Origin of the sequence: Actinoplanes sp. NPDC051475 (assembly GCF_040689425.1) — a bacterium.
Lineage (GTDB): Bacteria > Actinomycetota > Actinomycetes > Mycobacteriales > Micromonosporaceae > Actinoplanes.
Genome location: NZ_JBFAZZ010000002.1, coordinates 502,394 through 526,806, shown reverse-complemented (window position 1 = coordinate 526,806; position 24,413 = coordinate 502,394). Strand labels below are relative to the sequence as shown.

Sequence of the window (24,413 nt, the reverse complement as noted above, 5' to 3'; positions counted from 1 at the left end):
CAGCAACGACGTTCGAGGTGGCGGGAGGCATCGGTGCGGCGCGAGGCGAGCATCGCCCACGTGGATCTCGATGCCATGTTCGCCGCCGTGGAACAGCGCGACAAAGTCTCGCTGCGAGGCAAGCCCGTCATCGTCGGCGGCGTCGGGGGACGCGGCGTGGTAGCGACCGCCTCATACGAGGCCCGCGTGTTCGGAGCGCGCTCGGCGATGCCAGTCGCGCAGGCCCGCCGGTGCTGCCCACCCGGCACGGCGTTCCTCTCGCCGCGCGGCGCGGCGTACCGCAAGACCAGCAACGTCGTCATGGCGCTCCTAGGCGCGGTGTCCCCGCTGGTAGAGCAGGTCTCCATCGACGAGGCCTACATCGACCTCGCCGCCGGAGGCCACGACCCGTCCATCGCCGCCCTGACCGCGCTGATGGGGCAGGTCAAGGACGCCATCGCCGCTGCCACCGGCGGAGTCACCGCCTCCATCGGGGCAGGCACGTCGAAGCTGGTGGCGAAGATCGGCTCCGACCTGAACAAGCCCAATGGGCTCACCATCGTCGCACCCGGCGACGAACAAGCGGTCCTGCATCCGCTACCCGTCGGCCGGCTGCCCGGCGTCGGACCCGCCACGCAAGACCGGCTCCGCCGCTCCGGGATCCACACCATCGGGGACCTGGCGCAGGCATCGCTTGCGGATCTGGTGGACTGGTTCGGCCAAGCCCACGGCAACGGACTGTTCCGCCTCGCTCGCGCCGACGACAACCGCATGCTCGTCGCGGAACGCGACGCGAAGTCCGTATCGGCGGAGGACACCTTCGACATCGACGTCACCGACCGGGCCCGCCTCGGTACCGAGATCGACCTGCTGGCCGCCCGGGTCGGCGGCCGGCTACGCACGGCCGGTTTGTCCGGGCGCACGGTGACGCTGAAGGTGCGGCACTACGACTTCACCACCATCACCCGCTCGAGCACCCGGGCCCAGCCGACCGACGACCCGCGGCTGATCGCCCAGCTCGCGCGGAAGCTGCTCGCCGACGTCGACACTGCGACCGGGATCCGGCTGCTCGGCGTCAGCGTGGCCACCCTCGCCGACTTCGTCCAGGACGACCTGTTCACCGACACCACCACCGACGCCGCAATTGAATCCGGTCTTTCTCCGGCGCCAGCAGATGCCGCAGCCCTCCCGCCAGCGACCACCCCGCTGTCGTGGCGTCCCGGCCAGGACGTCCACCACGATCAGTACGGTCCTGGCTGGGTGTGGGGAAGCGGTCTGGGCCGTGTCAGCGTCCGCTTCGAAGGTCCTACCACCCCACCCGGACCGGTACGGACCTTCGCCATCGACGACGCGCACCTGCATCCCGCCGACCCGCCGGACTGGACAACGCCGCTGGCGTAGATCCCTCGGCCGTCCGATGGCTTGAGCGCGTCGATGCGACGCAGGCCCCCTACGCAGGCGGGTATCGCTTAGGATTACGTGCTTCGCCCAGGTACCCTGGCCGTCGCGGGCCGCTAGCTCAATGGCAGAGCTGAGGACTTTTAATCCTTAGGTTCGGGGTTCGAGTCCCCGGCGGCCCACCTAGTCTGACCTGCGAAAACACCGTTTTGGCTATCGGCTTCTATCTATGCAGGTTGCTCCGTTTCGACCGCGATGGAGCGACCTAGGCGGCCTTACGGCCACTGCGCGGGACCAGGGCTACGGCGGCGTTGGCCTTCTCGCGTTCGGTTTCCAGTTCGTGCAGCACCGAGGTGTAGGTGTCGGCGGTCAAGTTGTGGGTGGAGTGCCCGAGGGTCTCCTGGATGTCCTTGATGTCGGCGCCGGAGGCCTTCAGGTATGTCGCGGCGCAGTGGCGCAGGTCGTGCAGGCGGATCGGCGGGAGCCCGGACTTCTCGACGAGGTCGTCGAAGCGTTTGGTGACGGTGTCGGGGTGCCAGGGCTGGCCGCCGGGTTGGACGAACATCAGTCCGGTGGTGACCCAGGTGTGTCCCGAGACGAGCTGCCACCGCGCCCGCATGGCCAGGTAGCTGCGGAAGTTCGCGACGGTGGAGTCGTCGAGGGTGACGGTGCGTTCGCTGGAGTCGCTCTTGAGGCTCTTGGTGACCGGTGTGTATCCGTCGGTGGTGATCTGCTGCACGAGGTGGATCGCGGCGTCGTCGAGGTCGAGGTCGATATCGCGTAGTCCGATGGCTTCACCACGGCGTAGGCCGCGGTGCAGGATCAGCGCGTAGAGGTGATAGAGGACGAGGTCGTGGGCTTCGGCGTAGTCGAGGAACTGTCCGGCTTGCTCGGGGGTCCACACCATGACGGGGCTGGGCCGCTCGCCGGTAGCCCGCCAGTGCTTGACCGCCGCAGCCGTCCACACGCGAGCTTTGGGCCGTTTGCCGGAGGGCAGTTCGACGTGCATGGCGGGGTTGAACTCGATGAGCCGGTGTTTGCCGATCGCGTCGTTGAGGGCTTTGCGCAGGGTAGCGCGGATGCGGTGCATCGTCGCCGCCCCGGTGATGCGCTCGCCTTTGACGCTGGCCCGCACGGCGGGGTCGTCGCTGCTGCGGGCGACCTCGATGGCGGTGCTGCGGTCGGCGATCGCGGCGAACATGGCCTGGATGTGCCCGACGCGCAGCTTTTCGAGAGGGATGTGGCCGAGGTGCGGGTTGAGGTGGTTGCGGATGTGGCTGTCGTAGGAGCGTCGGGTGCCGGGTTCGATCTGCCGTCCGGTGAGCCATTCCGGCAGGTAGTCGCCGAGGAGCTTGGCGGTACTTGCCGGCACTCCGGCCTTGACGCGGCGGGCGATCATGTCGCGCTCGGGTAGCGGGGCGGTGGGTTTGACCTGGTGCAGCAGGTCGCCGATCTCTACGGCGAGGTCGTTGTTGCCGCCTGCCAGGGCGAGCAGGGCCAGTGCGTGCTCGCGTTCGGCGACGGCTTCGTCGCGGTTGTCGAAGCGGTAGCGGCGTAGCTGCCGTCGCGGTTCACCTACGGCGCGCGGGAGTTCCAGTTGGTAGCTCCAGCGGCCGTGGGTGGGGTGCCAGGCGCCGCTGGGGCGGCGCAGTTTCGGGCAGCGTCCGTTGAGTCGTTTGCCGGTGTCTTTGTCGCGGCAGGTGCAGAACTTGGTGACGGAGCCTTCCGCCATGTGGTGCCTCCAGAGCGGGGTGTGCGCGGGTGCGTGCAGCCATTGGTGGCTGCGGATTTCATGGGTTGATCAACGCTTCGATCGACCGGATTGATCAAGTCGGCGGCGGGGGTTCTTCGGCGTGGGCTTCCAGGGGGATCTGCAGGGCGGCGAGGATCCCGGCGACGGGGATCCGAACGCGGTCGCCGGCCCGGATGACGGGTGCGGGGAAGGTGTCGAGTTGGATGAGTTCGTAGGCGGTGGACCGGCCGATGCGGAAGATCGACGCGGCGGTGGGCACGTCGGTGACGGCGCCGAGTGCCCGGATGCGGGCGGGCGACCACAGGGTCTCGGAGAGGTCTGCAGCGTCGTGGTCATCAGGGTGGGGTGTCATTGCGGAAGGGCTCCTGAGCAAGGAAGCGGCGACCCCGACCGCACGGAGGACGCGCGATCGGGGCCGAACGGATGAACGGTTCTGTGGGGGTGCCTTGCTGCAGACCGGCGCGGCGCCGAACCGGGTGGTCGTTTGTCGGGATCCGGCTTCGTCGACCGGCTGCGCAGGGTGGTGCTGCAGTCCGACGTTGCGGCGCGGGTCAGCCGGTCGGCGTTCCCGCGGATGCCGGCAGGTCACCCGCGGACAGTCCGCTATCCGGTTCTGCTGGTGGTGCCGGGGTGGTGTCGTCCGGGCCGGTCACCGTGCCCTCGGGCGGTGCTGGTGCGGCGCCGGCCAGCTCGGCGAGTAGGTCGCGGTAGCGCTCGCCGGCGGCGGGGTTCGCGGTGGTCGGGTACAGCTGGCACAGGCAGTACTCGGCCGGCTCGTTGAAGATGGACACGAAGGCGATCGAGCCTGGCGTGGTGGTGGCCTTCTCCATAAGCCAGCCGTATGCGTGCTGGAAGTAGGCCGGATTGTCGCCGCCGGTATCGGTTGAGGCGGCGGAGACACCGAACTCGGCCACTGCGAACGGCAGGTTCTTGGAGCGGGCGAAGTCGTACCAGTGGTTCCAGCCGAACTGCTTGTCGCGGTGCTGCGCCCAGCTCGCCTCGTCGGTGTAGGCGGGGTACCAGTCGTAGGCGTCGATCGCGACGATGTCGATGAGCCCGTCGACGAACAGCACGCTCGGGTCGGTGACGGTGTTGTTGCTGGAGGCGCCCTCGTTGGGGTTGAACACGATCTGCAGCTCGGGTGCCGCCGCCTTGAGCAGGGTGGCGGCGCGGGTGAACTGGGTGCGCCAGGCGTCCTGGTCGGTGGCCAGGGAGAAACAGCAGTTCATCTCCCAACCGACCCTCATGAAGGCGTCGGGGTCGACCGCGGTGGTCGCGGTGGCGAGCTGCGTCCACTGGGCGTCGCTGCCCGCATCGCCGTCGTCGGTCCACAACGGCACGGACAGGATGAAGTCGTCGCGGCTCGCGTCGAAGCCGGCAGGCAGCGACGTCGTCCACCAAGGCTCGAGCAGGGCGGGCCAGGTCTGCCGGTGGGTGAACGCCACGATGTTGTCGACGGGCCGTCCGCGCCAGGCGGCGAACGCGTCGGCCTGGGCGCTGTCGTGGGCGAAGTACCCGCCGTCGGACCAGGGCAGACCCGACGCGCGCCGGGCCGCACTGGTCGGCACCGTCACGGCGGTGAGGCCACCGGCCGCGGACGCCGCCGTCGACGGGGTCGTGGCCGTTCCCGGCGTGCCGGGTACGACGGTGGGCAGCACGCCAGGAACGGCGGTGGCGGGTACGGCGGGCGGCGGTACGGGCGGCGCGGCGGCTGCGGGAGCGGCGAGGACGCTCCCGGCGCTGAGGCCGGCCAGGGCGATACCGATTCGGATGAATTTGGGCGTGAACACGATGTCTCCGATGAGGGGTTCGTCCGCGCTCCAGGGCGCGGAGTGGTGAAGGGCTGTGAAGTGGTGAAGGGGTGTGACAGGGCAAGCCCGGCCGCAGGGTTCTCCCGCGGTCGGGCGCTCGGGCAGGGTTACTGCGCAGGCGGTGTGGTCGTGGCGGCCCGGTCTGCCGGCGACGGATCCAGGCCGAGGACGGCGAGGATCGGGGCGACCGGGACTCGGTATCTGTTGCCGACGCGAATGACCGGCACCGGGAAGGCGCCTTGCCGGGCGAGCCCGTAGGCGGTGGCCGCGGAGATGCCGAAGATGTCCGCGGCGGTGCCGAGGCTGGTGGTCGTGCCGAGCGCCTGAATGCGCTCAGCGGTCCAGCCCGGTGCGGTCGGCGCCGGTCCCGCTGCGGGGACGCCGGACGGTGCGGGTGTGGCCGGCGCGGGGTGGGCGGTGCTGGACGGCGCGCGGTGCGCCCCGCCCCGGGCGGTGTAGTGCCGCCTGGCGATGCGCGCGACGGCGTAGAGCAGGTCCAGGAGTATCACGGCCACGGCGGCCTTGACCCAGATCTCGTCTGGCACCATGGTCGCCGCGACGACGCCTGCGGCGAGCAGGACCACCGCGGTGGCGGCGTGGGCGATCCGGTATCTCGTCAACCGGCGCGACCCGGTCGTGTCGCTACCGGTCGTATGGGGGGTGGAGGTGTCCATGATTGGTGATTCCTTTTCGGTTGAGGGATGTGAAAGGCCCCGCCACGGGCGTGACGGATGAACGTGGCGCGAGCAGGCAGGTCCAGGTCTGCCGCAGTTCGCGGTTGCCCGGCATGGGAGCACCGCAGTGCCCCGGCGGGCAGCGGTCAGGCGCCCTGGGTGTTGCCTCGAGTAGGTTGGTCGCGGCCCGCGAGCCGAGCAGCCGGGATAGGTATGCACCTGCGTCCGGACGGGGACGGTGCCAGTCACCGAGGGCGCCCCTGGCTTGGGCGAAGGTGACCGGCACCGTCCGTAGGTTCAGCTCGCTGGCCCGCCGCTGGCAGCGGCGAGTAGATGCGAGCCGAGTCGGGTGAGCGCCTCGTCGTGGAAATCGGCGCTGATGTCGACTCCGATGGCGTCGCCGTGTGCGGCGCCGAGCGGGTGGGCGTGGGGGGGACCGCTGGTGTAGCGGTCCCCGAGGTTCAGCCAGACCGTCCCGGACGGTTTCAGCACCCGGCGCACTTCGTCGAAGACGGTGACGAGCCGGGTGACGTACTTCTCGACCGTGTTCTCCGGGCCGTACTGCGGGTCGACCCAGACCGCCGGGCAGCGCCGGCACACGACACCGGGCGAGCGCTGGCCGCGCCCGTGGTGGTGCGTGCATTCCGGGTCGCCGCCGGTCCATGCGCCGGTGCCGTAGTCACGTAACGCCCAGAACGGCGGTGAGGTGGCCACGCAGTCGATGCTGTCCGCTGGCATGGCGGCGAGGGCCTGGCGGGCGTCGCCGAGGTACAGCTCGACCGGCCCGACCGCCCGGTACCGCAACGCGTCCAGCACGTCCGGGCTCACCTGCTGCCCCAGCGGTGCGGGCACAGCAGCAGCCGCAACGCGACGGCGGCCTGTTGCCACAACACTCCGTTGCCCAAGACCCGCAAAGCCGCCGTCCTCGGAAGGTCCAGGTCAGTGACCCAGCCGACCGGCAAGCCCATCAACCTTAGGATCTTCGATGTCCGGGTGAGATCATTCGGGCGACCCAGAGGGGCCGGGTGTGGCTTGGCCCATGACGCCGTCCGGTGGCCTGAGTGGTATGGCCGCCCGGCTCCTTCTGGACACCCTGGTCGCTGATTGAGAGCCGCGAGTCGTCGCTATCTAAGGCTGTGCAGGCAGGGTGCTCCGTGGGGAACCTTGATGTCGCTGTGGGGAGGAAGATTTGGAACGGGCCTGGATCGGGATCGACGCCGGTAAGGCTGCGCATCACGCGACGGCCGTCGACGATCATGGGCGGGTGATCTGGTCGCAGCGGGTGGTCAACGACCAGGCGGCGATCGAGAACCTGATTGCCAAGGGACGCGACACCGCCCTGGACGTGAGCTGGGCGATCGACCTTGCGGGCAGCCCGGCTGCGCTGGTCATCGCGCTGCTGCTGTCTGCGGAGCAGCGTCTGGTGTACGTGCCCGGCCGGACGGTGCACCGCATGTCGGGCGCCTTTCGCGGCGAGGGCAAGACCGACGCCAAGGACGCCTGGATCATCGCCGAGACAGCCCGGATGCGCCGGGACCTGTCCGCGTTGACGCTCAAGCCGGAACTGATCGCCGAGCTGGCCGTCCTCACTGCGCACCGGGCCGATCTGACGACCGATTGGACGCGCACCATCACGCGCCTGCGTGACTACCTGACCGGCACGTTTCCGGCCTTGGAGAAGGTGTTCAACTTCGCCAAGCGGGGCCCGCTGATCCTGCTGAGCCTGTATCAGACGCCCGAGGCGATCCGGCATGCAGGACACGAGGAGATCACCGCTCGGCTCAAGGAGCGCCGCGCCCGGCGAGCCACGGTCCTGGCCGACAAGGCTTGCGCGGCGGCCGCCGCTCAGACCGTCGAGCTGCCTGGGCAGAGAGCTACCGCCCGGTTGGTCCAGCAGATGGCCGACTACCTGCTGGACTTGCACCGCCGGATCCAGGAACTCGACACCGAGATCGCCGAACTGTTCGGTCAACACCCGCAGGCGAAGATCATCTTGAGCATGCCCGGAATGGGGCCGGTGCTTGGTGCCGAGTTCCTGGCGGCCGTCGGCGACACCCGCAACTTCCGCGACGCCGATCACCTCGCCGCCTTCGCCGGGCTGGCGCCGGTGCCGCGGGAGTCCGGCCGCAAAGTCGGAATTATGTGCCGCCCCAAGCACTACAGCCGCACCCTGCGCCGGGTCTTCTACATGTCGGCCCTGACCAGCCTCAAATTCGATGGCCCGAACCGCGAGTACTTCGACCGCAAGAGAGCCGAAGGCCGCAAGCCGCGGCAAGCGTTGATAGCCCTGGCCCGCAGACGCGTCGACGTGCTGTGGGCACTGCTGCGCGACAGTCGGTGCTTCCAGCTGGCCGCGCCAGCACGTGCGGCCTGACCTCGCCTGGATAAACCAGGGGCGCTTCATCGCCTGGTAATCCAGGATGAACGCGTGGAACGCGACGAAGTCCTGACCCGGATGCACAACGCTGCCGCGTTGTGGAGCGTCGGCCACGTCACCGCGGCCGAACTCGTCGACGTCGCTTGCGACCTCCTGATCGCCGGCTTCGACGGGCTCAACCTGGCTATGCTCGCCGGCGTTCACGTTCGGCATGCGGATGAGGAAGTGCCCGAACTGCTCGAAGCCGCGCTGACGGACGCGGGGCTCAGCTACCACCCGCGAGGCAGCCACGCGGGGCAGGAAGCGGCGGTCAGGGTCATGGCTTCGCGGGTCGTGACCGGGCTCATGCCTGCCCTGGACCTGGTGGCGTGGGCGCACTCCACCATCGGCCACGACAGGGTGGCACTCGCCGAACGCCTGGTCGAACTCGACGACGTGTATGACACGCTTGAGTACACCGACATGACCGAACAGGACGTCAACGACCAGATCCTCGCGGAGGCCCGACGGATCGTCGGAACGAGCGGGGCTTCGGCGCGCTTGGCGTGATCGATCGACCCCGATGTCGCTCCGGTCGGTTCCGATCCGTACGGTGCTGTTCGTGGACGCACGGGAGCGAAGAGTCGACACCGCCCGAATTCTCGGCAACATTGCCCTGCTCGTTGGCCTATTGATCACCATTGTGGGGCTGGCGACCGATAGCACCCCGGCTAAGGGCTACCTCTTCGCTGGGATGCTCGTCTTCGCCGGCATCGGCCTACGCCTTGAGGCGGCGCTCACGGATCGCCGCTGACGCACAGCGACTGAAGATCTCACGCCCTGCACGCCAGCATCTCGTTCTGACGAACGAACTCACCCAACCAACCCCGTCTGTGGTGCCGTCCTTGACTTCGTCATTGAGATGCCACTCGACGAACGGCGGTGCCAACACCGGCCGGCCGTGCTTGCCCGGCTGGGTCGGCTCCGGCACCGCCCGGCCGAGCAGCAGCTCCCACCGAGCGACGGCCAGGGCGTAGCCGCCCCAGCGGACTTCGTCGGGCTCACCCAGCCCGGCGACCGCGGTGACCAGGTCCGGGCCGCCGTCGCCGTGCCGGCAGACGCCGTGCCCGTCGGAGGCGCGCGGCGTCGGCAGCATCCGCACTGCCGCCGACGGCAGAGTGGGATCCCCGTGACTGCCCCGTTGACCTGGGCTGCCCTTGCTGCCGTCCGTGGCGCGGGGGGTCGGCAGCAGCCGGGCGGCGTCGGGCAGGGTGTGACCGGCGTGCGCCGCCGTCGGGTTGCTGCGTCCGGCGGTGGCGTTGGCCGCGCTGCGGCTGTCGGCCACCGTCGGCGTCGGCAACAGCTGCCCCAAGCCGGACAATCCGGGCCGACGGGTCGCACCCGCCGACGTCGACTTGTTCGACCCGTACGCCACCGCCGTCGGAGTCGGTAGCAGCGGGTTGCGGCTACCGCCCGGCTCGATCAGGTCCGGCAATCCGTACGGCAGACCCGGACCTTTGCCGTCACGAGCGCACGGCGTCGGCAACACCGGCATCCCCGCCGATTCCGAAGTCGCCTGCTCGAGCCGCGAGCAGAAACAGCCTGTCGCGGCGATGGGCAGCACCGACGTCGGATGCGCGAAGGCAAACCCACCGCGTGTCGTACCCGATCTGGGCCAGATCGGCGAGGACGACGTCGAGGCCGCGGCCGCGGAGCGCGGCCACGTTCTCCAGGAGCACCAGCGCCGGTAATAGCGCGCGAACGGCGTCGGCGACGGCACTCCACAGCCCGGACTGCTTACCGCGGATGCCGGCGCGCTTTCCCGCGTTCGATATGTCTTGGCATGGGAAGCCCGCGGTGAGGACGTCGACGGGCTCGACCCCTTTCCAGTCGAGATTGCGGATGTCGCCGAGGTTGACGACGTCCGGCCACCGCTCGCGGAGGACCGTTTGGGCGTGCCGATCGACCTCGGCGTACCAGACGAGCCGGCCGCCGAGGACCGCTTCGACGGCGAGGTCGAGCCCCCCGTATCCGGTGCAGAGCGACCCGATCCGCGGGCCTTGGGGGTGGCCACTGCTCACGCCACCCCCTCGTCCGGCCCGCCCGCCGTACCCGCCGAAGCGGGTACGGCAGGTTCGCTGTGCGGGCATGTCCACGGCCCGCACCCCGGCCGCTGTTCGGCGGTCGGGGTGCGAGGACGCAGGACCACCTGATTCAGCGGGACCCGCTGGCAATGCAGGAAGAACTGCCCGCGCAACGGGTGCCCGCCCGCGTTCGCCCGCGCCGAGCCGTGCCGGATCGCGGCGTCGAACGCGACCGCGTCCGCCCACACCTGCGGACTCCGCTGAATACGGATCCATTCGTCGTCGCTGCGATAGGGGCACCCAACGCAACTACTTCGGGGAGTGGATTCCCACCCGTTGTCGGCGAGAAAGCGCAGACAGTCTTCTCTGCGCCATTTCAGGTCGAGGAGCGGGAAAACGTTGCGCATGTAGGCGACGTCAGAATCGCGGGCCCGGCCGATTTCGTCGAGGCTGATCCCGATCGTCATCTGCGCGAATTCCCCGGCCGGAATCCGTTCCCTGTTCGGGTAGCCGAGCCAGCGCCGCACCTCCTTTTTGATCGGCCGAATTTTGTATTCGCTCGTACTTATCTGCACTTGATCCTGGAGAGAACGGGGGAAGCGGTGGTCTTTCGTCGTTTTGATCGGTTGTGTCGTCTGACTTGCGGTCAAGAGCAGGCTCCTGTGGATGCAGAAGCGCCGCGCACCTTGTGAGGTGCGCGGCGCTCGGGAATCAGATTTGTGGTAGTAGTCGGGATTGGGTGGTGTGCCCGTGGGGCGGGAGTCCGTGTTGAACTCGGTTGCGTGACGCTCTACGGCGATGAAGCTGACGGCCGCACCAGCTCCGTAGCTGCTGGCCCGGCCGTGCGGTTATCTTTCGGTCATGGACAGCGGGTGGGCCCGGTGGTGATAGCTGAGAGCGGTTCGTCTGCGGCTTGGCTGTGGCCGAGGTGCGCCGTGACGACCGTTCTTACGGCGTCTGAGTTGGTGGTTCTTGGTGCTCTGGATGGTCTCGTCGAGCCGGCCTCGCAGGATGCCGTCGCTTGCGAGCTGGCTGCTGGCCACGAGGACGTGCATGCCGCATTCGTCGTCGCGTCCGATGGCGGTGACCGTTGGTGGTGGATTCGCTGGAACGCGATGAACCGGCGGCTGAGTTGCCTGCAAACTTGCGACCGTGCTGATCAGCTCACCGGGGATGACTGCCTGCTTCCCCAGAAGCATCCCGGGCGGCACACGTTCGAGATGTGATGGACGCCTCGTAGAAGCGGTCATGAGCGTGCGTCGGGATTGATGGCCGGCATGCCGAGAGCGACTGTTCCGGGGATTTGCTTCTGCAGGCGGGTCGCTTGCTGGCGTTTGTCGGCCAGGAAGCGCAGAGTCAGCTCGATGCCTTCGAGCTCGCCGAGCCAGCCTTCGGCTTGCGCGCGAGCTCGCCGTTGTTCAAGGTCCTCTTCCAGTTCGGCGAGCCGGTCGAGCATCTTTGGGTTGATGTTGAGCATGGGGCATCGGATGCAGGCGTGTTCGTGCTGACAGGGAGTGCCGTAGGGGCGGGCGCAGGAGCCGAGTTCAACGCGGCGCTTGTCGAAGTGTTCCTCGAACTCGGTCCATTCGGTGTCGGTGGCGTCGCGGTACTCGTCGGCGGGCCGGTGGGTCCGGCGCTGCTGAAGATAGTGCTGGTAGTGGCGTACGACGTCGTCATCGAACACGGCGACGTAGCCGCGGGTGGTCTGGATGTTGAGGTGCCCGAGCAGGGCGGCGCCGATGTGGATCGGCAGTCCGCTGTTGACCAGTTCGGTGGCGAAGATGCGCCGGAAGTCGTGCGGCGTGATGTTCAAGCCGCGGAAAGCGGGATGGTGTTCGGCGACGGTTTCACACAGGCGCCGCAGCATGAGACCGATCGTGGCGGGAGTGATGACGTGCCGGCTGGTGCCGCGTTGACGCTGGAACAGGAACGGCAGCGGAGTGCTCCAGAGTTTGTCGTGGGCGTCGAAGCGACTTAGCCGGGCGATCGGCCGCCCGTCGCGGGTGTGTCGGCGGACGACCTGAGCGATGACGTGGAACAGTTCGGCTGACATCGGGATGACGCGTTCCCGGTCGGTCTTTGACGGGGCGATCACCAGCAGGGCGATGACCTCGCCGTTGGCGCGCTGGTATTGGCGGATGCTCAGGTGAGACAGCTCGACGAGCTCCTCGATGCGAACGCCGGAGTGCCGCAGGGTCTCGATGATCACCCACTGCCAGAACGCCGCCTCCTCGAGGGTGCTGACGTGGACGATCTTGCCGGTAGCCTCGTCGATCGCCCGGATCGGTCGGGCTTCGTGCCGGGCTCGCTTGTGATCGGCAGCCGAGACGTACCGGCGGTAGACGCGGCCGGCGAGCGAGAACGTCTCGCCTTCGCTGACGGCGGCCGTGTGTTCGAGCAAGGTCTTGGCGTGCTGGTGCTGGTCCTCGACGTGAGCGACGAGTACCGGCAGTAGTGGTTGCCGCAGGCGGGTGCGGTCGGCGGAGCGTTCTTCGATCCGGCGGCGGCGTTTGCCGCCGCCGCGGAACTCGGTCGGCGAGATGGGGCACGGCGCGACCCACACGGCCCACCGCTCGGGTTCCTCCGCAGCCCAGGTGTGCAAGTCGAGGTAGAAGCTGCGTATCGCGATGGTGATGTCATCGACGTTGGTGCGGGGCTGGCCGTCGTCGCGGGTGCGTAGCTGTTCGCGCCAGATGGCGTAGACCTGCGGATCGATGCGCAGGTCGGCCTGGCCTGGGTTGAGTCGTTCCATCTTTGCCCAGAAGTGGTGGGCCAGCGACCGGGCGAGGTTGTTGATGGTGGCGTAGTCGGTCTCGGCGCGGCGGCGGGTGATGTAGTCGATCAGCAGTTGCCGCACGCCCTGGTGCGCGATGGGGTAACGGTCGACCAGTTCAGTGGTGCTCAGTTGCCCGCGCAACATCGCGGCGCGCATGGTGGCTGGCGTGCTGGTCGCGAAATGGCCCATGGCGTGCAGGACGTTCCATAGGCCGATGCCCCAGAACAGGTTGGCGTCCTTCTTGCCTTCGCGCAGCACGGTGAGCACTTGGCGGGTTTCGTGGGCGTAGTGCAGGATCGCGGCCGGGGTGACGTCGGTGAGAGTGACGCCTTGAACGGTGAGCAGGCAGCTTGCGTCGAACAGAGTTCGGCGCCGGTGGACCCAGCTGGCCTCGTGCCCGTCGACGTAGGCGACGTACTTGTCCAGCAGCGGATCGGACTGGGCGGCGACGAACGGGGACGGGAAGTCCCGGAACCTGTTGCGTCGAAAAGCCATCAGTGACGGCTGAACGACTCGCAGGCAGAACAGCATTTTGATGCCCGGGCTGATCGTCTGGCTCGGCTCAAGCTCGGACAGGATGCTGCTGGCCGGAAGCGTTCCGGCGCCCAGCGGACTGGTGTCCCATCGCTGCTGCCACGACGATCCGGGGAGGGCCTGCAGGTATTGCAGGGCTGCCAGGATCTGGGTGCGGCGCTGAAGGCGTTCACGCGTGGCGCCGTCCCAGGCCGTCATAGCGACCTCGCCGAGGTGTCCGGCCGTTGCCGTGGCGAGGTCTCCGAACGGGCGTGGAGGCACCGCTGCGGTCGCCGGTTGCGCGGGGATACGGCCGGAGACGAACCGGCTCGGGAAGCCGAGTTCCTCCAGGACCGGGCCGATACGATGATGACGACGGGTCAGACCGGTTGTGGTTGTCGACGCGGATTTAGGCACCGAACACCGCCGCGATGTCGGCCGCGTCGTAGCCGGCGGCGTACGTCACTCGCGGGCGTGGCTTGCTGTAGTGCTCGGCCAGTTTCTCGACCAGGTCCTCGACTCGAGCCGTGAGATAGCGGCCGGTGACTCGGATGTCGGCGTGCCGCAGGATCGCCTGGACCTCCGCCAACGTCAGCTTGCCGCCGTTGACCATGCGCGTCGCCGCGGTGTGCCGCAGGTCGTGCAGCGTCCAGTTGGTGCCCAGCCTCGCGTTGGCCCGTTGCAGGATTCGCCGCAGCGCCCAGTAGGCCAGCGGCCGGGGGTCACCCCGGCGGGTACGCCAGATCTGCTCGCCTGCAGCCGGGATGCCGGCGTCGTCGAGATAGCGGGCCAGATAGACGAACGCCTGCGGTGAGGCCGGCACCATCTGCCGTGCGCGCGTGCCCTTCGAGATCACCCAGATCCGCTGGCCGGCCCAGTCCAGGTCCTCGACCGTCAAACCCAGCAGTTCCGCGGCCCGGGCACCGCTGGAGACGAAGAACTCCAGCAGCGCCCGGTCGCGGTCACATTGCATCGCCGTGAACATCTCATCCCAGAGCTTGTCCGGGATTGAACGCGGGATCGGATCGGTGACCCGCTGCCGCAGCCGTGCCCGCCCGAAGCGCGCCGGCGTCTCCAATGGGCTGCGATGCGCCAGCACACGGCGGCGCTGTGCCGCGACCGGGACTGGATTGCGCACTGGGCCGCGGTCCTCATGGGCCTGGAAGTGGTAGAACCCGCTGACTACCGACAGCGCATGGTTGATCGTCGAGGGTGCGTAGCCAGCCCGCAGAGCGGGCTTGCCCGTCTGCGCGTTCACTGAGCCAGCGGGCTGTGTCTTGGGGTCCGAGCGGCGGCGCTGTGGGTTGTTTGCCGACCGTAGCCAGCCCACCATCACGGCGACCTCGGCCTCGGTCGCACGGTTCCAGTCGATCTGCAACAGCCACAACAGTCGGAACCAGCGCAGCATCCCGAACGCGTAGCTGCGGCAGGTGAGCCGGCTGCAGTCGCTGAGAGCGAGCTGGCGCAGGTAGCCGGTTACCGGCTCGATCTCAGCTCCCTGCTCGTCATGAACGATGAACGGCGGATGTAGCAGGCCGGTATCGACCACTGACCCGACCGAGGGCACAGTGCCTCGCCCTTCCACCAACAGAACACGCAGATCCACGCCTGGCTCCCTGAGTCATCATCGATAGCACCGGAAACCTATGAGGGCTCATCGGTGCAGATAACTCAGCATTGACGTGGGGCCATTCCTTTCTCGCCGTTCGGTCCGAGGGTGAACAGGGGCATGGACGCGAACCGGTGGGTTGGATCCAGGGCGTCGGCGCGGATGTTGCCGGCCGATACCCTGCGGATCGGGAACCCGGCCTCGGCGGCGACGCCCTCGAGGCGGTCGAGGTGTTCGCGGACTTCGGGTGGCTCCCAGCCGGTGTCGGCGAAGATCGCCGCATCGAAGGCCGGGATCTTCCCGGCGGCGGCCAGCAGAAGTACCGTGGTCGACTGAACCCCTGCGCCGAGTGACAGGAATCGATACTTGGGTGCTGTCACCGGCCCACCTTCGGTCCGGCACCGTCGTCGGGGTGAGCGTCGCCGATCTCGGAGTGCAGCGGCTTGCCGAGGATGATGAGGTCCTCGTGGGCCGGCAGTAGGGCGGGGGTGCCGTTGCTGATCGCCCGGCGCGTCGCCCGGAGCTGGAAGAACGACGGGCGGGCGATGAACCGCCCGTCTCGCAGGCCCGCCATGGAGCATTCGAGCCGAGCTACCGAGGTCAGTCCGAGGCTCACCCCGGCGCCGACGACCGCGGAGGGCAGGTCGATCAGGACGTCGCCGATCCGGTAGGGCCGCACGGTGACCGCGATGATCCCGCCCGGGCGCAGCAGGCTTTGGCAGCCGGCCAGGATGGTGGTGAAACCGTCGATCAGCGCGGCCAGCCCGCCGGGCCGGTAGGCCAGGTTGCCCTTGTCCGTTCCGTACTTGGCATCCGATTTGTGCACGCCGTCCTCGTCGGGGCGGACCTTGCCGTGCACGTTCGGCCCGTACGGCGGACTGGTGATGACCAGCGCGGCCTGGCCGTGCAGCGCCGCGGGTAGCAGCGACGTCATCCGGGTCGCGTCACCGCGGATCACCGACCCGCGCCCCGCCGCGCCTTGCGACAGGGCGAGGGCGATGTTCGCGTCGGCGAGGTCGGCCCACTGCGACTCGTACTCGATGCCGAGACCGTCGCGGCCGGCGTGCATCGCCTCGACCATCGTGGTGCCGATCCCGCACATCGGGTCGATCACGAGATCGCCGGGTTCGGTGAACGCGCCGATCAGCCCGGCGGCGATGTCGGGCACCATCCGCGCCGGATGCGCGACGGACTTCGCCTCGTATCGGCCGCGGCGTTGCACGGGCTGGGTGCGCTGGCTGGTGAGCCACACCGACAGTTCGTGCGCCGAGGGCCGGTGCCGACCGGTGTAGCCGTCGCCTGTCTGCGGCTCGGCGTGGTGCCGGCCTGCGGGGCCGTCGTCGCGGTGCCGCCCACCCGCCGACGCGGTGGGTGGGGTGTGCGACGGGCAGTTGGTGATATCCGGCTGCTCACACACGTGCCTCACCTCTGGCGGTCTCGGTGCCGGCAGCGGCGCCGCTGGCGCCGTCGCTGGTGGGGTTGGATCGGGAGAGGAAGACGAGCAGGTCGTTGTGCACCCGCACGTGCAGCCGCCAGGGCACGGCCTGCTGCGCCTCGATGAGCGCGGTGATCTCCTCCGGGGCGGCGTGGTAGCGGAACTCGTCGCGGTCGGTGTCGGCGGTGATCGCGACGATGTGCTGCTGGTAGTCGAGACCGGCGACCGCCGCGGCGTTGACCATCGGGGTGAAGTCCCCGGCGGCGGCCAGGGTGTCGTCGGCGTCCGCGATGACCAGGACCAGGCAGCCGCGCGGACGCAGCAGCCGGCGGGCAGCGGCGAGCAGGAACGCCAGCCGGACCCGGTTGCCGGCAGCGCCGTCGTCGTGGGACAGCGGCCAGGTCGCCACGATCAGGCTGACCCGCCCGGCGCGGACACCGGCGTGCGGCGCCGCGCCGGCGGTGTCGCCGCCGGGCAGGTCCGTGTCGGTCAGGTCATTGCCGAACCAGTCCGCTGGGTCGACGGCGTCGTCATCGCCGTCGGACATGCCGTCGCCGTCGGACGTGCCGTCGTTGACGGCGGGGATGCCGGCACCGGCCGGCGGGGTGTCCGCCGGCGGGTTCTCGGTGGCCGGCGCGACGGTCAATGCCGCGTCGGTGAACCACGCCTGGTGGTGCAGCCGGTAGCCGACGGCGCATGCCTGGGTCAGGCCGTGCCCGGCGGTAAGGTCGATGACGGCCTCGCCCGGCTGGGAGTAGAAGGCCACGATGTGCTCGGCCAGCCGGGCACCGATGACATCGGGCCGGTCCTGGCCGGTGCGGGCAGTGCGCCAGAGGCTGATAGGTACCGGCGGCTCGCCGGGAACGACATCGACAGTGAGTCGAGACCGCAGCGGGTCGCCGCTGCCGGTCGTGGTGGAAGGGGATGTGAAGGTGTGCTTGTGGCGTCGCATGAGCGGTGAGCTCCGCGCCGCGCCGTGGTGCGCTGACATTTGCAAAGGTGTTCTGGTCAGCTCCAGCGAACAGCGAGACGATCTGACACCGTGATTCGCTGCCTGACACCACCGGTCTGTCGCATTTTCCGGGCCTGGCGAGCCGGGCGCGGCATGGTGAACACCGTTAACCGGTGTCAGACACGAACAGTAAGGTGTCAGATACCTCTACAAGTTCCGGCCAGGTGTCAGACACGAGCGGTGAAGTGTCAGTTACAGCGCAAGCCCGCCGCGTAGGGGGGTCAGACGCTGCCGCCGACGGTCCTGGCATCGGCGTCGCCCTTCGCGGAGCTAGGCCGCGGAGGCAGCTCGCTTGCCCCGGCAGGCGCCAAGACGGCGCGTCCGTTCGGTGCCTGACACGGCCTGACACCACGTGACACTGCCGGTGTGTCCGGTTCGCCGCCGCGCTACGGACGGATCCGCGAAGAGCGCCGGCAATCGGTGTGTCAGACACGAGCGGTGAGCTGTCAGTACAGCGCAAGCCTGCGGTACAAGGGTCGGACGCCCGCCGCCGTCGGTCCGAGTATCGGCGCTCGGCCTCGCGGAACTGGCCGCAGGGGCAGCTCGCTTTGCATCGGCGGGCGCCAAGACGGCGCGCGTCCGTTCGGCGCCTGACACGGCCTGACACTGCTGGTGTGTCCGGTTCGCCGCCAGGCTGCGGACGGATCCGCGAAGAGCGCCGGCAATCGGTGTGTCAGACACGAGCGGTGAGCTGTCAGTACAGCGCAAGCCTGCGGTACAAGGTGGCGTCAGGCGCTGTCACCGGCAGCCGTGTCATCCGCTGCGGTCGATGACATCGAGACGTTGCGCGGACTGTCTGACACTGTCCGGTGTCGGGCGGCGCGGTGTCCGGCGCGGCGGCACTGGACTGCCAATGTCAACGATGCCAATCGATGCCGAGGTGAGGGTCGCCGGACGTGCCGATCGAGGTGACAACCGCCCAGGTGCGCCGCGCCGGCGGAGAAGCCCGAGGCGGGTGTCAGACGCGCAGACCGAAGGGTCAGACGCGCCGGGCCGGGTGTCAGCCGCGCCGTGGGCGGGTGTCAGGCCGACCTCGCCGTGGTGTCAGACCGCGTCTGACCTGCGGTGTCAGGTCCTGGTCAGATCGGTGTGCGGTACTGGCCGCTCTTCACCACGCCGGCAATGCGCGGGTGCCACCCGTCAGGGCGGGTGCGCGGCGATGTCCGCCGGCTCGATCCAGGAACTGGGAGCTTTTCATGACCGCGACTTCGTCGCCTCTCTGGCCTACCTCGGCGCTGCGCGCCGCCGCGGCGGCGTTCGCCGCGCTGACCTGTGAGCCGGCCCCCATGTCGTTGGACTGTCGGGCGCTGGCCGAGACCGAGGGGGTGCGGCTGCCGCCGGGGGTGGTGCCGTTGCCGGCGTTGCAGGCCTGGCTGATGCAGCCCGGTACCGCCGCCGCCGCGCAGGACGTGGTGTGGCGCGAGCTTGTCCGGCGGGCCCGCATCCAGGGCCCGGACTGGGTGGTCGCCGCCGCCGGCATGGCCATGCCGGCGCTGAACGGCATCGCCTGTCGGCTCGCGCCTCGCTTCCGCGGTGACCGCGACGACTTGGACGCCGAGATCCTCGCCGGGTTTTTGGCGGGCGTGCACCGCGTGGACCGCGACGCCCCCGGGGTGTTCGGCGCGTTGGTCAGCGCCGCCACGGATGCCGGGCACCGGCTGATCGGCACGGTGGCCTACGAGACGCCGGTCGTCGATGAGGAGGCGCCGCTGCAGTGTGGGGTCGCCGGGCCCCGTGCGCCGCGGTTGCCGTACGAGCATGAGGACCTGCTCGTGCAACGGGCCGTCAGCCTGGGCCTGGTCGACGGGCGTGACGCTCAGTCGTGGATCGCGGTGCGGCTCGGCCGCCGTGATCCGGATGTCATCGCCGCCCGGCTGGGTGTCGGCAGGGACGCGCTGCGGATGCGGCTGACCCGCACCGACCGCCGCCTGGCAGACGCGCTGCGCAGTGGAGTGCTCGACGACGGTGTCGTCTCCCCGGCGGAGCAGGCCCGGATCCAGCAGGACGCCCACCGCCGGCATCGCGCCCACGCCACGGTCACCGCGCTGCACTCGCCCCGACCGGCAGCCCCGGCCACCGCGGCGGTGCTCGTCGACGCCGCCTAGACCCGACAGCCTCTCTCTTCGCACAGCGGGCAGGTGCCCGGCGGATTCCGCCGAGCATCTGCCCGCTGTCTTGTCTCCGGCCCCGGAAAGCGCCCAGCGCTGCGTCGATCTCGGGAGCGCGTTGATCTCGGGAGCGTGTCGTACACCTCGTCAGCGAACGAAGGCCCTCTGCAGCGCTGGCCACCCGCTACGACCGTGGGGGGCTTCCGGGGGGTCACTGCGGCGGTTTGTCAAGAGGGTGTCAGACCGCTCCGTCTGACACCAACGACCTGACCGGGCTCCGCGACTCGCCGATCGGCACGGCGCAGGCGGGCGTTCGGAAACGCTCTGACCTGCGGTGTCAGGTCGGACCGGGCAGGTGTCAGATTCGGCTGCTGTTCGCCGGAGCTGACCAGAGCCCCTTGAAGGACGAAGGACACCTCAGAGAAGGCCAGCCGGCCACGAGGGGTGTCCGCCGCCGCCGGACGGCGCTATCGAGAATGCCCGCGCCCGACCTGGGTGCCGCGCTTTCGGTGCGCTGACACCTCATCGAAAACCTGCCATCACCCCTGTAAGGGAGGCCCAGCTCCTCCCGGGCCGGGCGCGGGTCTTCTCTCAGGCGCCGTCCGGCGGCGGCTTCGTCCGCCCGTCTCTTTTCTGATTCGCCCCGCGCCGCAGGCATCGCCGTGTGCGGCCTTCTTCGCGTGGGGCGGGAGGTGCCGCAATCTCATGTCATCCCGTTTCCGGGCATTCGCCCGCCGTCACCGTGTCCCCCGCCGCGCCGTCCACGGCGCCGCACACCTGGCCACCGCCGCGCTGCTGCTGTCCGTACCGCTCGCGGTGGTACTCGCCGAACCCGCCGCAGGCCCGAGCCCGGACATCGTGCTCGCCGCCCGCGAGGCAGTCCTGGCCGCCCCGAACGATCTGCCTACCGTCGTCGGCAATCTGCGGGGCTGGCTGATGAGCATCCTCGCCGCCATCGCCACCCTGTTCCTGGTGCTGGCCGGGGTGTACTGGACCAGCGCCGGCGGCGACACCACCCAGGTCGAGAAAGCCAAGACGTGTTTCCGTAACGCGCTGATCGGCTACGGCCTGGCCGTGCTCGCCCCGGTACTGCTCACGGTGCTGCAAGGCATCGTCGGCGGGTGATCGGCATGGGCTTCGTGATGGATCAGATCGTCGCCTGGCTGCTCAAATTCATCGTCGACAGCTTCACGACGATCCTGCAGATCATCGAGACCGGGCTGCTACACACCCCGGACGTCACCACCCTGCCGCAGGTCCGCGCCTTATCGGATCGCTCGGTGTGGGTGGTCGACGTCGCATTCGTTCTGGTGTTCACCGCCGCTGCGGCGATCACCATGACCTCCGGCAGCAACGAACGCGCCCGCTACGAAGTCAAAGACCTCATTCCGCGGGCGGTCGTCGGTTTCATCGCCGCGCACTTCTCACCGGTGGTCATCTCACAGACGATCGCGGTGACCAATGCGCTCGTCGGCGCGTTCAGCAGTGAACAGCTCGACGATTCCGGGGCGCTCGACGCCATTTCGCGTCAGGTCCGCGCGGCCGGCACGGAACCGTCGTCGCCGTTGCTGGCGGTACTGCTGGTCGCGGTCATCGCGGTCCTGTTGGCCTCGACCGCGTTCGGCTTGTTGACCCGGATCGCGATCCTGCTGGTGCTGGCCACGGTCGCGCCGATCGCCCTGGCGTTGCATGCGCTGCCGCAGACCGACGGTATTGCCCGGCTGTGGTGGCAAACCCTGCTGGGTTGCCTGGTCACTCCGGCGTTGCAGGCGTTCTGCCTGCAGGCCGGGACGTGGATGCTGCTCGACCCCTCACACACGGTGCCGTTCGGTGGCGCCGCCGCCGGCCCCGTGTCGCTCATCAACCTTCTGGTGGTCATCATGCTGCTCTACGTCACCGTCAAGGTGCCCAAGCTGGTCAAGCAATACCTGGTCCGCGGGGCACCGCCGCACAACCTCGCCGCCGCCGTCGTACGCACCGTCGTGGTCAACCAGGGCGCCCGCGCCGTCGGCATCCCCGCCCGCCTGGTCGGGGGTGGCCGATGAGTGCCGAACCCGAATACCGGGCGCGGCATCGAATGCCGGTGGACGTCGACGCGCCGGACAAGATTGCCTATGGGTTGACGTTCCGGCAGTTGGCGATCCTTGCTGGCGCCGGCGCCCTGTTCTACACCGCCTACCAAGGGTTGCACCGCCTCGTCCCGCTTCCCGTGCTGATCGGGTTCGGCGTCGTGGCGGCCGGACTCACGCTCGGCCTGGCGCTGGGCCGCCGCGACGGCCTCCCCCTCGATGCGTGGCTGCTACACGCCGTGCGGCACTCCCGCACCCCCGCTGCGCTGTCGCCGGCAGATGTCGCCGCCGCCCGCCCCCCGAGCTGGGTCGACACCCCGGCGAAGGCGAAGCGGACGTCGCTACCGGCGCCGCTGCGCCTACCTGCTCAGGCGATCAGCGACGACGGGGACATCGAGCTTGGCGACGGACACGCCGCGCTGGTCGGCGCCAGCACGGTCAATCTGCAACTGCGGACCGGCGGCGAACAGGCCGCTCTGGTCGACGGGTTCGGGCGCTGGCTCAACAGCCTCAGCACGCCGACGCAGATCGTCGTGGCCGCCCAGCCGGTCGACCTGGCCTCGCACGCCACCACCGTCGCCGAAGCCGCTAACCGTCAACCCCACCCCGCGCTGGCCGCCGCGTGCGACGACCACGCCCGCTTCCTGGGCGAGCTCGCCGAACGTCGTGACCCGCTGCGCCGGCAGGTACTGGTGGTCACCCGCACCGCGGCGGGCGAGTCCGGGCCGGTCGCCCGGCGCCGGGCCGAGGACACCGTGCGGCAGTTGTCCGGGCTCGGCGTCATCGCCCGTGCCCTTGACGGTCCGGCCGCCAGCGCCGCGCTGGCCGCCGCCGCCGACCCCTACCGGCCGCCGCGCCCTGGCGGGCTCGTCGCCGCCGACTCCGTGATCACGGGACCGCCCCCGCCGCACCGACCAGATCCTCCGCCGCCTGCCAGCCGAGGCGGCCCTCCCGCCGGAAGGCATCGACGATGACGTTTCGTTCCTCCACCCGATCTCGCACCGACGCCACCGACGTCTCGGGCGCGGTAGCGGCCACCATCGCTCCGGCGTCGGTAGAGGTGACTCCCCGGTTTCTGCGTGTCGGCGACGGTTATACCGCCACGCTGATCGTGACCGGCTACCCGGCCGAGGTCGGCCCGGCCTGGCTCGAACCGTTGCTGTCCTGGCCCGGCCGGCTCGACCTGGCGTTGCACATTGATCCGCTGCCTGCCCCCCTCGCGGCGACGCAACTGCGCAAGCAACGCGCCCGTCTGGAATCCACCCGCCGCGCCGGAGCCGCACGGGCAGCATTGTCCGACCCGTACGCCGACGCCGCCGCCGACGACGCCGCAAATCTGGCCGAGCGCCTCGCCCGCGGGCAGGCCAAATTGTTCCGCGTCGCCGTGTACGCGACGGTGCACGCCCGCACCGAACTGGAACTCGCCACCGCCTGCGCGCAGGTCAAAGCCGCCGCGGCAAGCACCCTGCTCGATGTGCAGCCCGCGACCTGGCGCCACCTGGCCGGCTGGTCATCCACCCTGCCCCTCGCCACAGACGGGCTGCGCCTGCCACGAATCATGGACACCCAGGCCCTCGCCGCGTCGTTCCCGTTCGCCAGCCCGGACCTACCCGCCCCCCTGCCCGGCGAGCCTGCCACCACCGGTGGCGTGCTGTACGGGGTCAACCCCGACTCCACCGGCATCGTCTGGTGGAACCGCTTCGCCCAGGACAACTACAACTCGGTCGTCTTGGCGAGAAGCGGGGCGGGCAAAAGCTACTTCGTCAAACTCGAAGCGCTGCGGCACCTGTACCAGGGCGTGCAGGTGTCGATCATCGACCCGGAAGACGAATACCTGCGCCTGGCCGACGCCGTCGGCGGGACCGTCGTGCGCCTCGGCGCGCAAGGGGTGCGGGTCAACCCGTTCGAACTACCGGTCGCGGACACCCGGCCCGGGGCACTGACCCGCCGCGGACTGTTCCTGCACACCGTGATCGCGGTCCTGCTCGGCCAGGCGCCACCACCGGCGGAGAAAGCCGCCCTGGACCGGGCCATCGTCGAGGTCTACCGCAAAGCGGGGATCACCGCCGACCCGGCCACCCACCGGCGTCGGGCGCCGCTGCTCAAGGACCTCGCCGCCGTGCTCGCCGCGGACAGCGACAAGGCCGCCGCGCAGCTCGCCGCCCGCCTCGCCCCCTGGGTGAGCGGTTCGTTCTCCCAGCTGTTCGACGGGGCGTCTACCACCCGCACCGACGGGCACCTCGTGGTGTGGTCGCTGCGGCAACTACCCGACGAACTGCGCACCATCGGCACGCTGCTCGCCCTCGATGCGATCTGGCGCCAGGTCGACACCCCCAACGCGGACGGCAGCACACCGCGGCGTCTCGTGATCGTCGACGAGGCGTGGCTGCTCATGCGCGACGGCGAAGGCGCCAAGTTCCTGTTCCGGCTCGCCAAGGCCGGTCGCAAACGCAACACCGGCCTGACCGTCATCACCCAGGACGCTGCCGACGTACTCGCCACCGACCTGGGCCGCGCCGTAGTCGCCAACGCCGCCACCCAAATCCTGCTCCGGCAGGCGCCCCAGGCGATTGACGCCGTCGGCGACGCGTTCACCCTGACCGCCGGGGAACGGCGGCTGTTGCTGGCAGCCCGTCGCGGCCACGGCCTGCTGATCTGCGGTACCAGCAGGACCCGATTCGAGGTCGTCGCGTCCACCACCGAGCACGAATTGGCGAACACGACACCGGTCGAGCTGCTGGACCACGTCGACGACCTCTGACGCCTTCACCACCGCCACGCCCACAGCGGCGTCCTGCCTCACCCGGGGCGGGGCGCCGCTGGCTGTTTCCGCCCG

Annotated in this window: 23 protein-coding genes and 1 tRNA gene; 11 read left to right on the top strand and 13 right to left on the bottom strand. The window is 69.5% G+C overall.

Going from position 1 to position 24,413, the window contains the following annotated elements; genetic code table 11:
- Positions 1-33 precede the first annotated feature (33 nt).
- A complete protein-coding gene (locus AB0368_RS06890) occupies positions 34-1,380 on the top strand; it encodes a DNA polymerase IV (RefSeq protein WP_366152821.1) in 1,347 nt (448 codons plus the stop codon).
- Between the two features lie 107 nt (positions 1,381-1,487).
- Positions 1,488-1,559: transfer RNA gene (locus tag AB0368_RS06885), tRNA-Lys, on the top strand.
- A gap of 83 nt (positions 1,560-1,642) precedes the next feature.
- Here the strand turns inward: AB0368_RS06885 and AB0368_RS06880 are convergent.
- The 5 genes from AB0368_RS06880 to AB0368_RS06860 form a co-directional block, all read right to left on the bottom strand.
- Positions 1,643-3,109 carry a site-specific integrase gene (locus AB0368_RS06880; RefSeq protein ID WP_366152820.1) on the bottom strand — a complete coding sequence of 489 codons (1,467 nt, stop codon included), beginning with the start codon at positions 3,107-3,109 and terminating at the stop codon, positions 1,643-1,645.
- Between the two features lie 94 nt (positions 3,110-3,203).
- Positions 3,204-3,482 (bottom strand): DNA-binding protein, encoded by a 279-nt coding sequence (locus AB0368_RS06875; RefSeq protein WP_366152819.1) that lies wholly within the window; start codon positions 3,480-3,482, stop codon positions 3,204-3,206.
- A 199-nt stretch (positions 3,483-3,681) separates the two neighbouring features.
- Positions 3,682-4,920: a hypothetical protein gene (locus AB0368_RS06870; protein ID WP_366152818.1), complete on the bottom strand. Its 1,239-nt coding sequence runs from the start codon at positions 4,918-4,920 to the stop codon at positions 3,682-3,684.
- A 128-nt stretch (positions 4,921-5,048) separates the two neighbouring features.
- Positions 5,049-5,615 (bottom strand): helix-turn-helix domain-containing protein, encoded by a 567-nt coding sequence (locus AB0368_RS06865; protein WP_366152817.1) that lies wholly within the window; start codon positions 5,613-5,615, stop codon positions 5,049-5,051.
- 297 nt (positions 5,616-5,912) lie between these two features.
- Positions 5,913-6,467: a DNA methyltransferase gene (locus AB0368_RS06860; RefSeq protein WP_366152816.1), complete on the bottom strand. Its 555-nt coding sequence runs from the start codon at positions 6,465-6,467 to the stop codon at positions 5,913-5,915.
- 337 nt (positions 6,468-6,804) lie between these two features.
- Between AB0368_RS06860 and AB0368_RS06855 the strand changes: the two genes are divergently transcribed.
- Genes AB0368_RS06855 through AB0368_RS06845 form a run of 3 tightly spaced genes read left to right on the top strand, consistent with a single transcriptional unit; the run spans position 6,805 to position 8,785 of the window.
- Complete coding sequence (locus AB0368_RS06855) at positions 6,805-7,989, top strand: IS110 family transposase (RefSeq protein WP_366152815.1); 1,185 nt, start codon at positions 6,805-6,807, stop codon at positions 7,987-7,989.
- A 54-nt stretch (positions 7,990-8,043) separates the two neighbouring features.
- Positions 8,044-8,541, top strand: coding sequence for a hypothetical protein (locus AB0368_RS06850; protein WP_366152814.1), 498 nt, complete (start codon positions 8,044-8,046; stop codon positions 8,539-8,541).
- 52 nt (positions 8,542-8,593) lie between these two features.
- A complete protein-coding gene (locus AB0368_RS06845; RefSeq protein WP_366152813.1) occupies positions 8,594-8,785 on the top strand; it encodes a hypothetical protein in 192 nt (63 codons plus the stop codon).
- Here the strand turns inward: AB0368_RS06845 and AB0368_RS06840 are convergent.
- The 3 genes from AB0368_RS06840 to AB0368_RS06830 all read right to left on the bottom strand — a co-directional run bounded on the left by AB0368_RS06840 (position 8,750) and on the right by AB0368_RS06830 (position 10,705).
- Positions 8,750-9,343, bottom strand: coding sequence for a hypothetical protein (locus AB0368_RS06840; RefSeq protein WP_366152812.1), 594 nt, complete (start codon positions 9,341-9,343; stop codon positions 8,750-8,752). The genes AB0368_RS06845 and AB0368_RS06840 overlap by 36 nt on opposite strands.
- Before the next feature lie 151 nt (positions 9,344-9,494).
- The gene (dcm, locus tag AB0368_RS06835; protein ID WP_366152811.1) at positions 9,495-10,052 is read right to left on the bottom strand and encodes a DNA (cytosine-5-)-methyltransferase; all 558 of its coding nucleotides are present in this window, start codon (positions 10,050-10,052) and stop codon (positions 9,495-9,497) included.
- Positions 10,049-10,705, bottom strand: coding sequence for a hypothetical protein (locus AB0368_RS06830; protein WP_366152810.1), 657 nt, complete (start codon positions 10,703-10,705; stop codon positions 10,049-10,051). Before AB0368_RS06830 ends, dcm begins: the two co-directional genes overlap by 4 nt.
- A gap of 285 nt (positions 10,706-10,990) precedes the next feature.
- Between AB0368_RS06830 and AB0368_RS06825 the strand changes: the two genes are divergently transcribed.
- Positions 10,991-11,281: a hypothetical protein gene (locus AB0368_RS06825; protein ID WP_366152809.1), complete on the top strand. Its 291-nt coding sequence runs from the start codon at positions 10,991-10,993 to the stop codon at positions 11,279-11,281.
- Between the two features lie 20 nt (positions 11,282-11,301).
- Here AB0368_RS06825 and AB0368_RS06820 read toward each other — a convergent pair whose 3' ends face one another.
- The 5 genes from AB0368_RS06820 to AB0368_RS06800 all read right to left on the bottom strand — a co-directional run bounded on the left by AB0368_RS06820 (position 11,302) and on the right by AB0368_RS06800 (position 17,340).
- Positions 11,302-13,761 carry a site-specific integrase gene (locus AB0368_RS06820; RefSeq protein WP_366152808.1) on the bottom strand — a complete coding sequence of 820 codons (2,460 nt, stop codon included), beginning with the start codon at positions 13,759-13,761 and terminating at the stop codon, positions 11,302-11,304.
- Entirely contained in the window at positions 13,754-14,950 is a 1,197-nt protein-coding gene (locus tag AB0368_RS06815) for a site-specific integrase (protein ID WP_366152807.1), read from the bottom strand. The genes AB0368_RS06820 and AB0368_RS06815 overlap by 8 nt, the downstream gene beginning before the upstream one ends.
- 65 nt (positions 14,951-15,015) lie before the next feature.
- Entirely contained in the window at positions 15,016-15,333 is a 318-nt protein-coding gene (locus AB0368_RS06810) for a hypothetical protein (RefSeq protein ID WP_366152806.1), read from the bottom strand.
- Positions 15,330-16,370, bottom strand: coding sequence for a DNA methyltransferase (locus tag AB0368_RS06805; protein WP_366152805.1), 1,041 nt, complete (start codon positions 16,368-16,370; stop codon positions 15,330-15,332). Before AB0368_RS06805 ends, AB0368_RS06810 begins: the two co-directional genes overlap by 4 nt.
- A complete protein-coding gene (locus AB0368_RS06800) occupies positions 16,363-17,340 on the bottom strand; it encodes a hypothetical protein (protein ID WP_366152804.1) in 978 nt (325 codons plus the stop codon). The genes AB0368_RS06805 and AB0368_RS06800 overlap by 8 nt, the downstream gene beginning before the upstream one ends.
- Before the next feature lie 1,256 nt (positions 17,341-18,596).
- Here AB0368_RS06800 and AB0368_RS06795 point away from each other — a divergent pair.
- From AB0368_RS06795 to AB0368_RS06775, 5 genes are all read left to right on the top strand, one after another.
- A complete protein-coding gene (locus AB0368_RS06795) occupies positions 18,597-19,505 on the top strand; it encodes a hypothetical protein (protein ID WP_366152803.1) in 909 nt (302 codons plus the stop codon).
- 708 nt (positions 19,506-20,213) lie between these two features.
- Positions 20,214-20,633, top strand: a complete 420-nt coding sequence (locus AB0368_RS06790) for a pilin (protein WP_366152802.1) — start codon at positions 20,214-20,216, stop codon at positions 20,631-20,633.
- Positions 20,634-20,638: 5 nt separating this feature from the next.
- Positions 20,639-21,553 carry a conjugal transfer protein TrbL family protein gene (locus tag AB0368_RS06785; protein WP_366152927.1) on the top strand — a complete coding sequence of 305 codons (915 nt, stop codon included), beginning with the start codon at positions 20,639-20,641 and terminating at the stop codon, positions 21,551-21,553.
- Positions 21,550-22,551 (top strand): PrgI family protein, encoded by a 1,002-nt coding sequence (locus AB0368_RS06780; protein ID WP_366152801.1) that lies wholly within the window; start codon positions 21,550-21,552, stop codon positions 22,549-22,551. Before AB0368_RS06785 ends, AB0368_RS06780 begins: the two co-directional genes overlap by 4 nt.
- The gene (locus tag AB0368_RS06775) at positions 22,548-24,338 is read left to right on the top strand and encodes a DUF87 domain-containing protein (protein WP_366152799.1); all 1,791 of its coding nucleotides are present in this window, start codon (positions 22,548-22,550) and stop codon (positions 24,336-24,338) included. Before AB0368_RS06780 ends, AB0368_RS06775 begins: the two co-directional genes overlap by 4 nt.
- The last annotated feature ends 75 nt before the right edge of the window (positions 24,339-24,413 follow it).

Bases quoted from the DNA above. Each gene is read 5' to 3' on its own strand.
- AB0368_RS06780 (WP_366152801.1), top strand. From the start codon at position 21,550: ATGAGTGCCGAACCCGAATACCGGGCGCGGCATCGAATGCCGGTGGAC.
- AB0368_RS06875 (WP_366152819.1), bottom strand. From the start codon at position 3,482: ATGACACCCCACCCTGATGACCACGACGCTGCAGACCTCTCCGAGACC.
- AB0368_RS06785 (WP_366152927.1), top strand. From the start codon at position 20,639: ATGGGCTTCGTGATGGATCAGATCGTCGCCTGGCTGCTCAAATTCATC.
- AB0368_RS06795 (WP_366152803.1), top strand. From the start codon at position 18,597: ATGACCGCGACTTCGTCGCCTCTCTGGCCTACCTCGGCGCTGCGCGCC.
- AB0368_RS06865 (WP_366152817.1), bottom strand. From the start codon at position 5,615: ATGGACACCTCCACCCCCCATACGACCGGTAGCGACACGACCGGGTCG.
- AB0368_RS06800 (WP_366152804.1), bottom strand. From the start codon at position 17,340: ATGCGACGCCACAAGCACACCTTCACATCCCCTTCCACCACGACCGGC.
- AB0368_RS06790 (WP_366152802.1), top strand. From the start codon at position 20,214: ATGTCATCCCGTTTCCGGGCATTCGCCCGCCGTCACCGTGTCCCCCGC.
- AB0368_RS06880 (WP_366152820.1), bottom strand. From the start codon at position 3,109: ATGGCGGAAGGCTCCGTCACCAAGTTCTGCACCTGCCGCGACAAAGAC.
- AB0368_RS06775 (WP_366152799.1), top strand. From the start codon at position 22,548: ATGACGTTTCGTTCCTCCACCCGATCTCGCACCGACGCCACCGACGTC.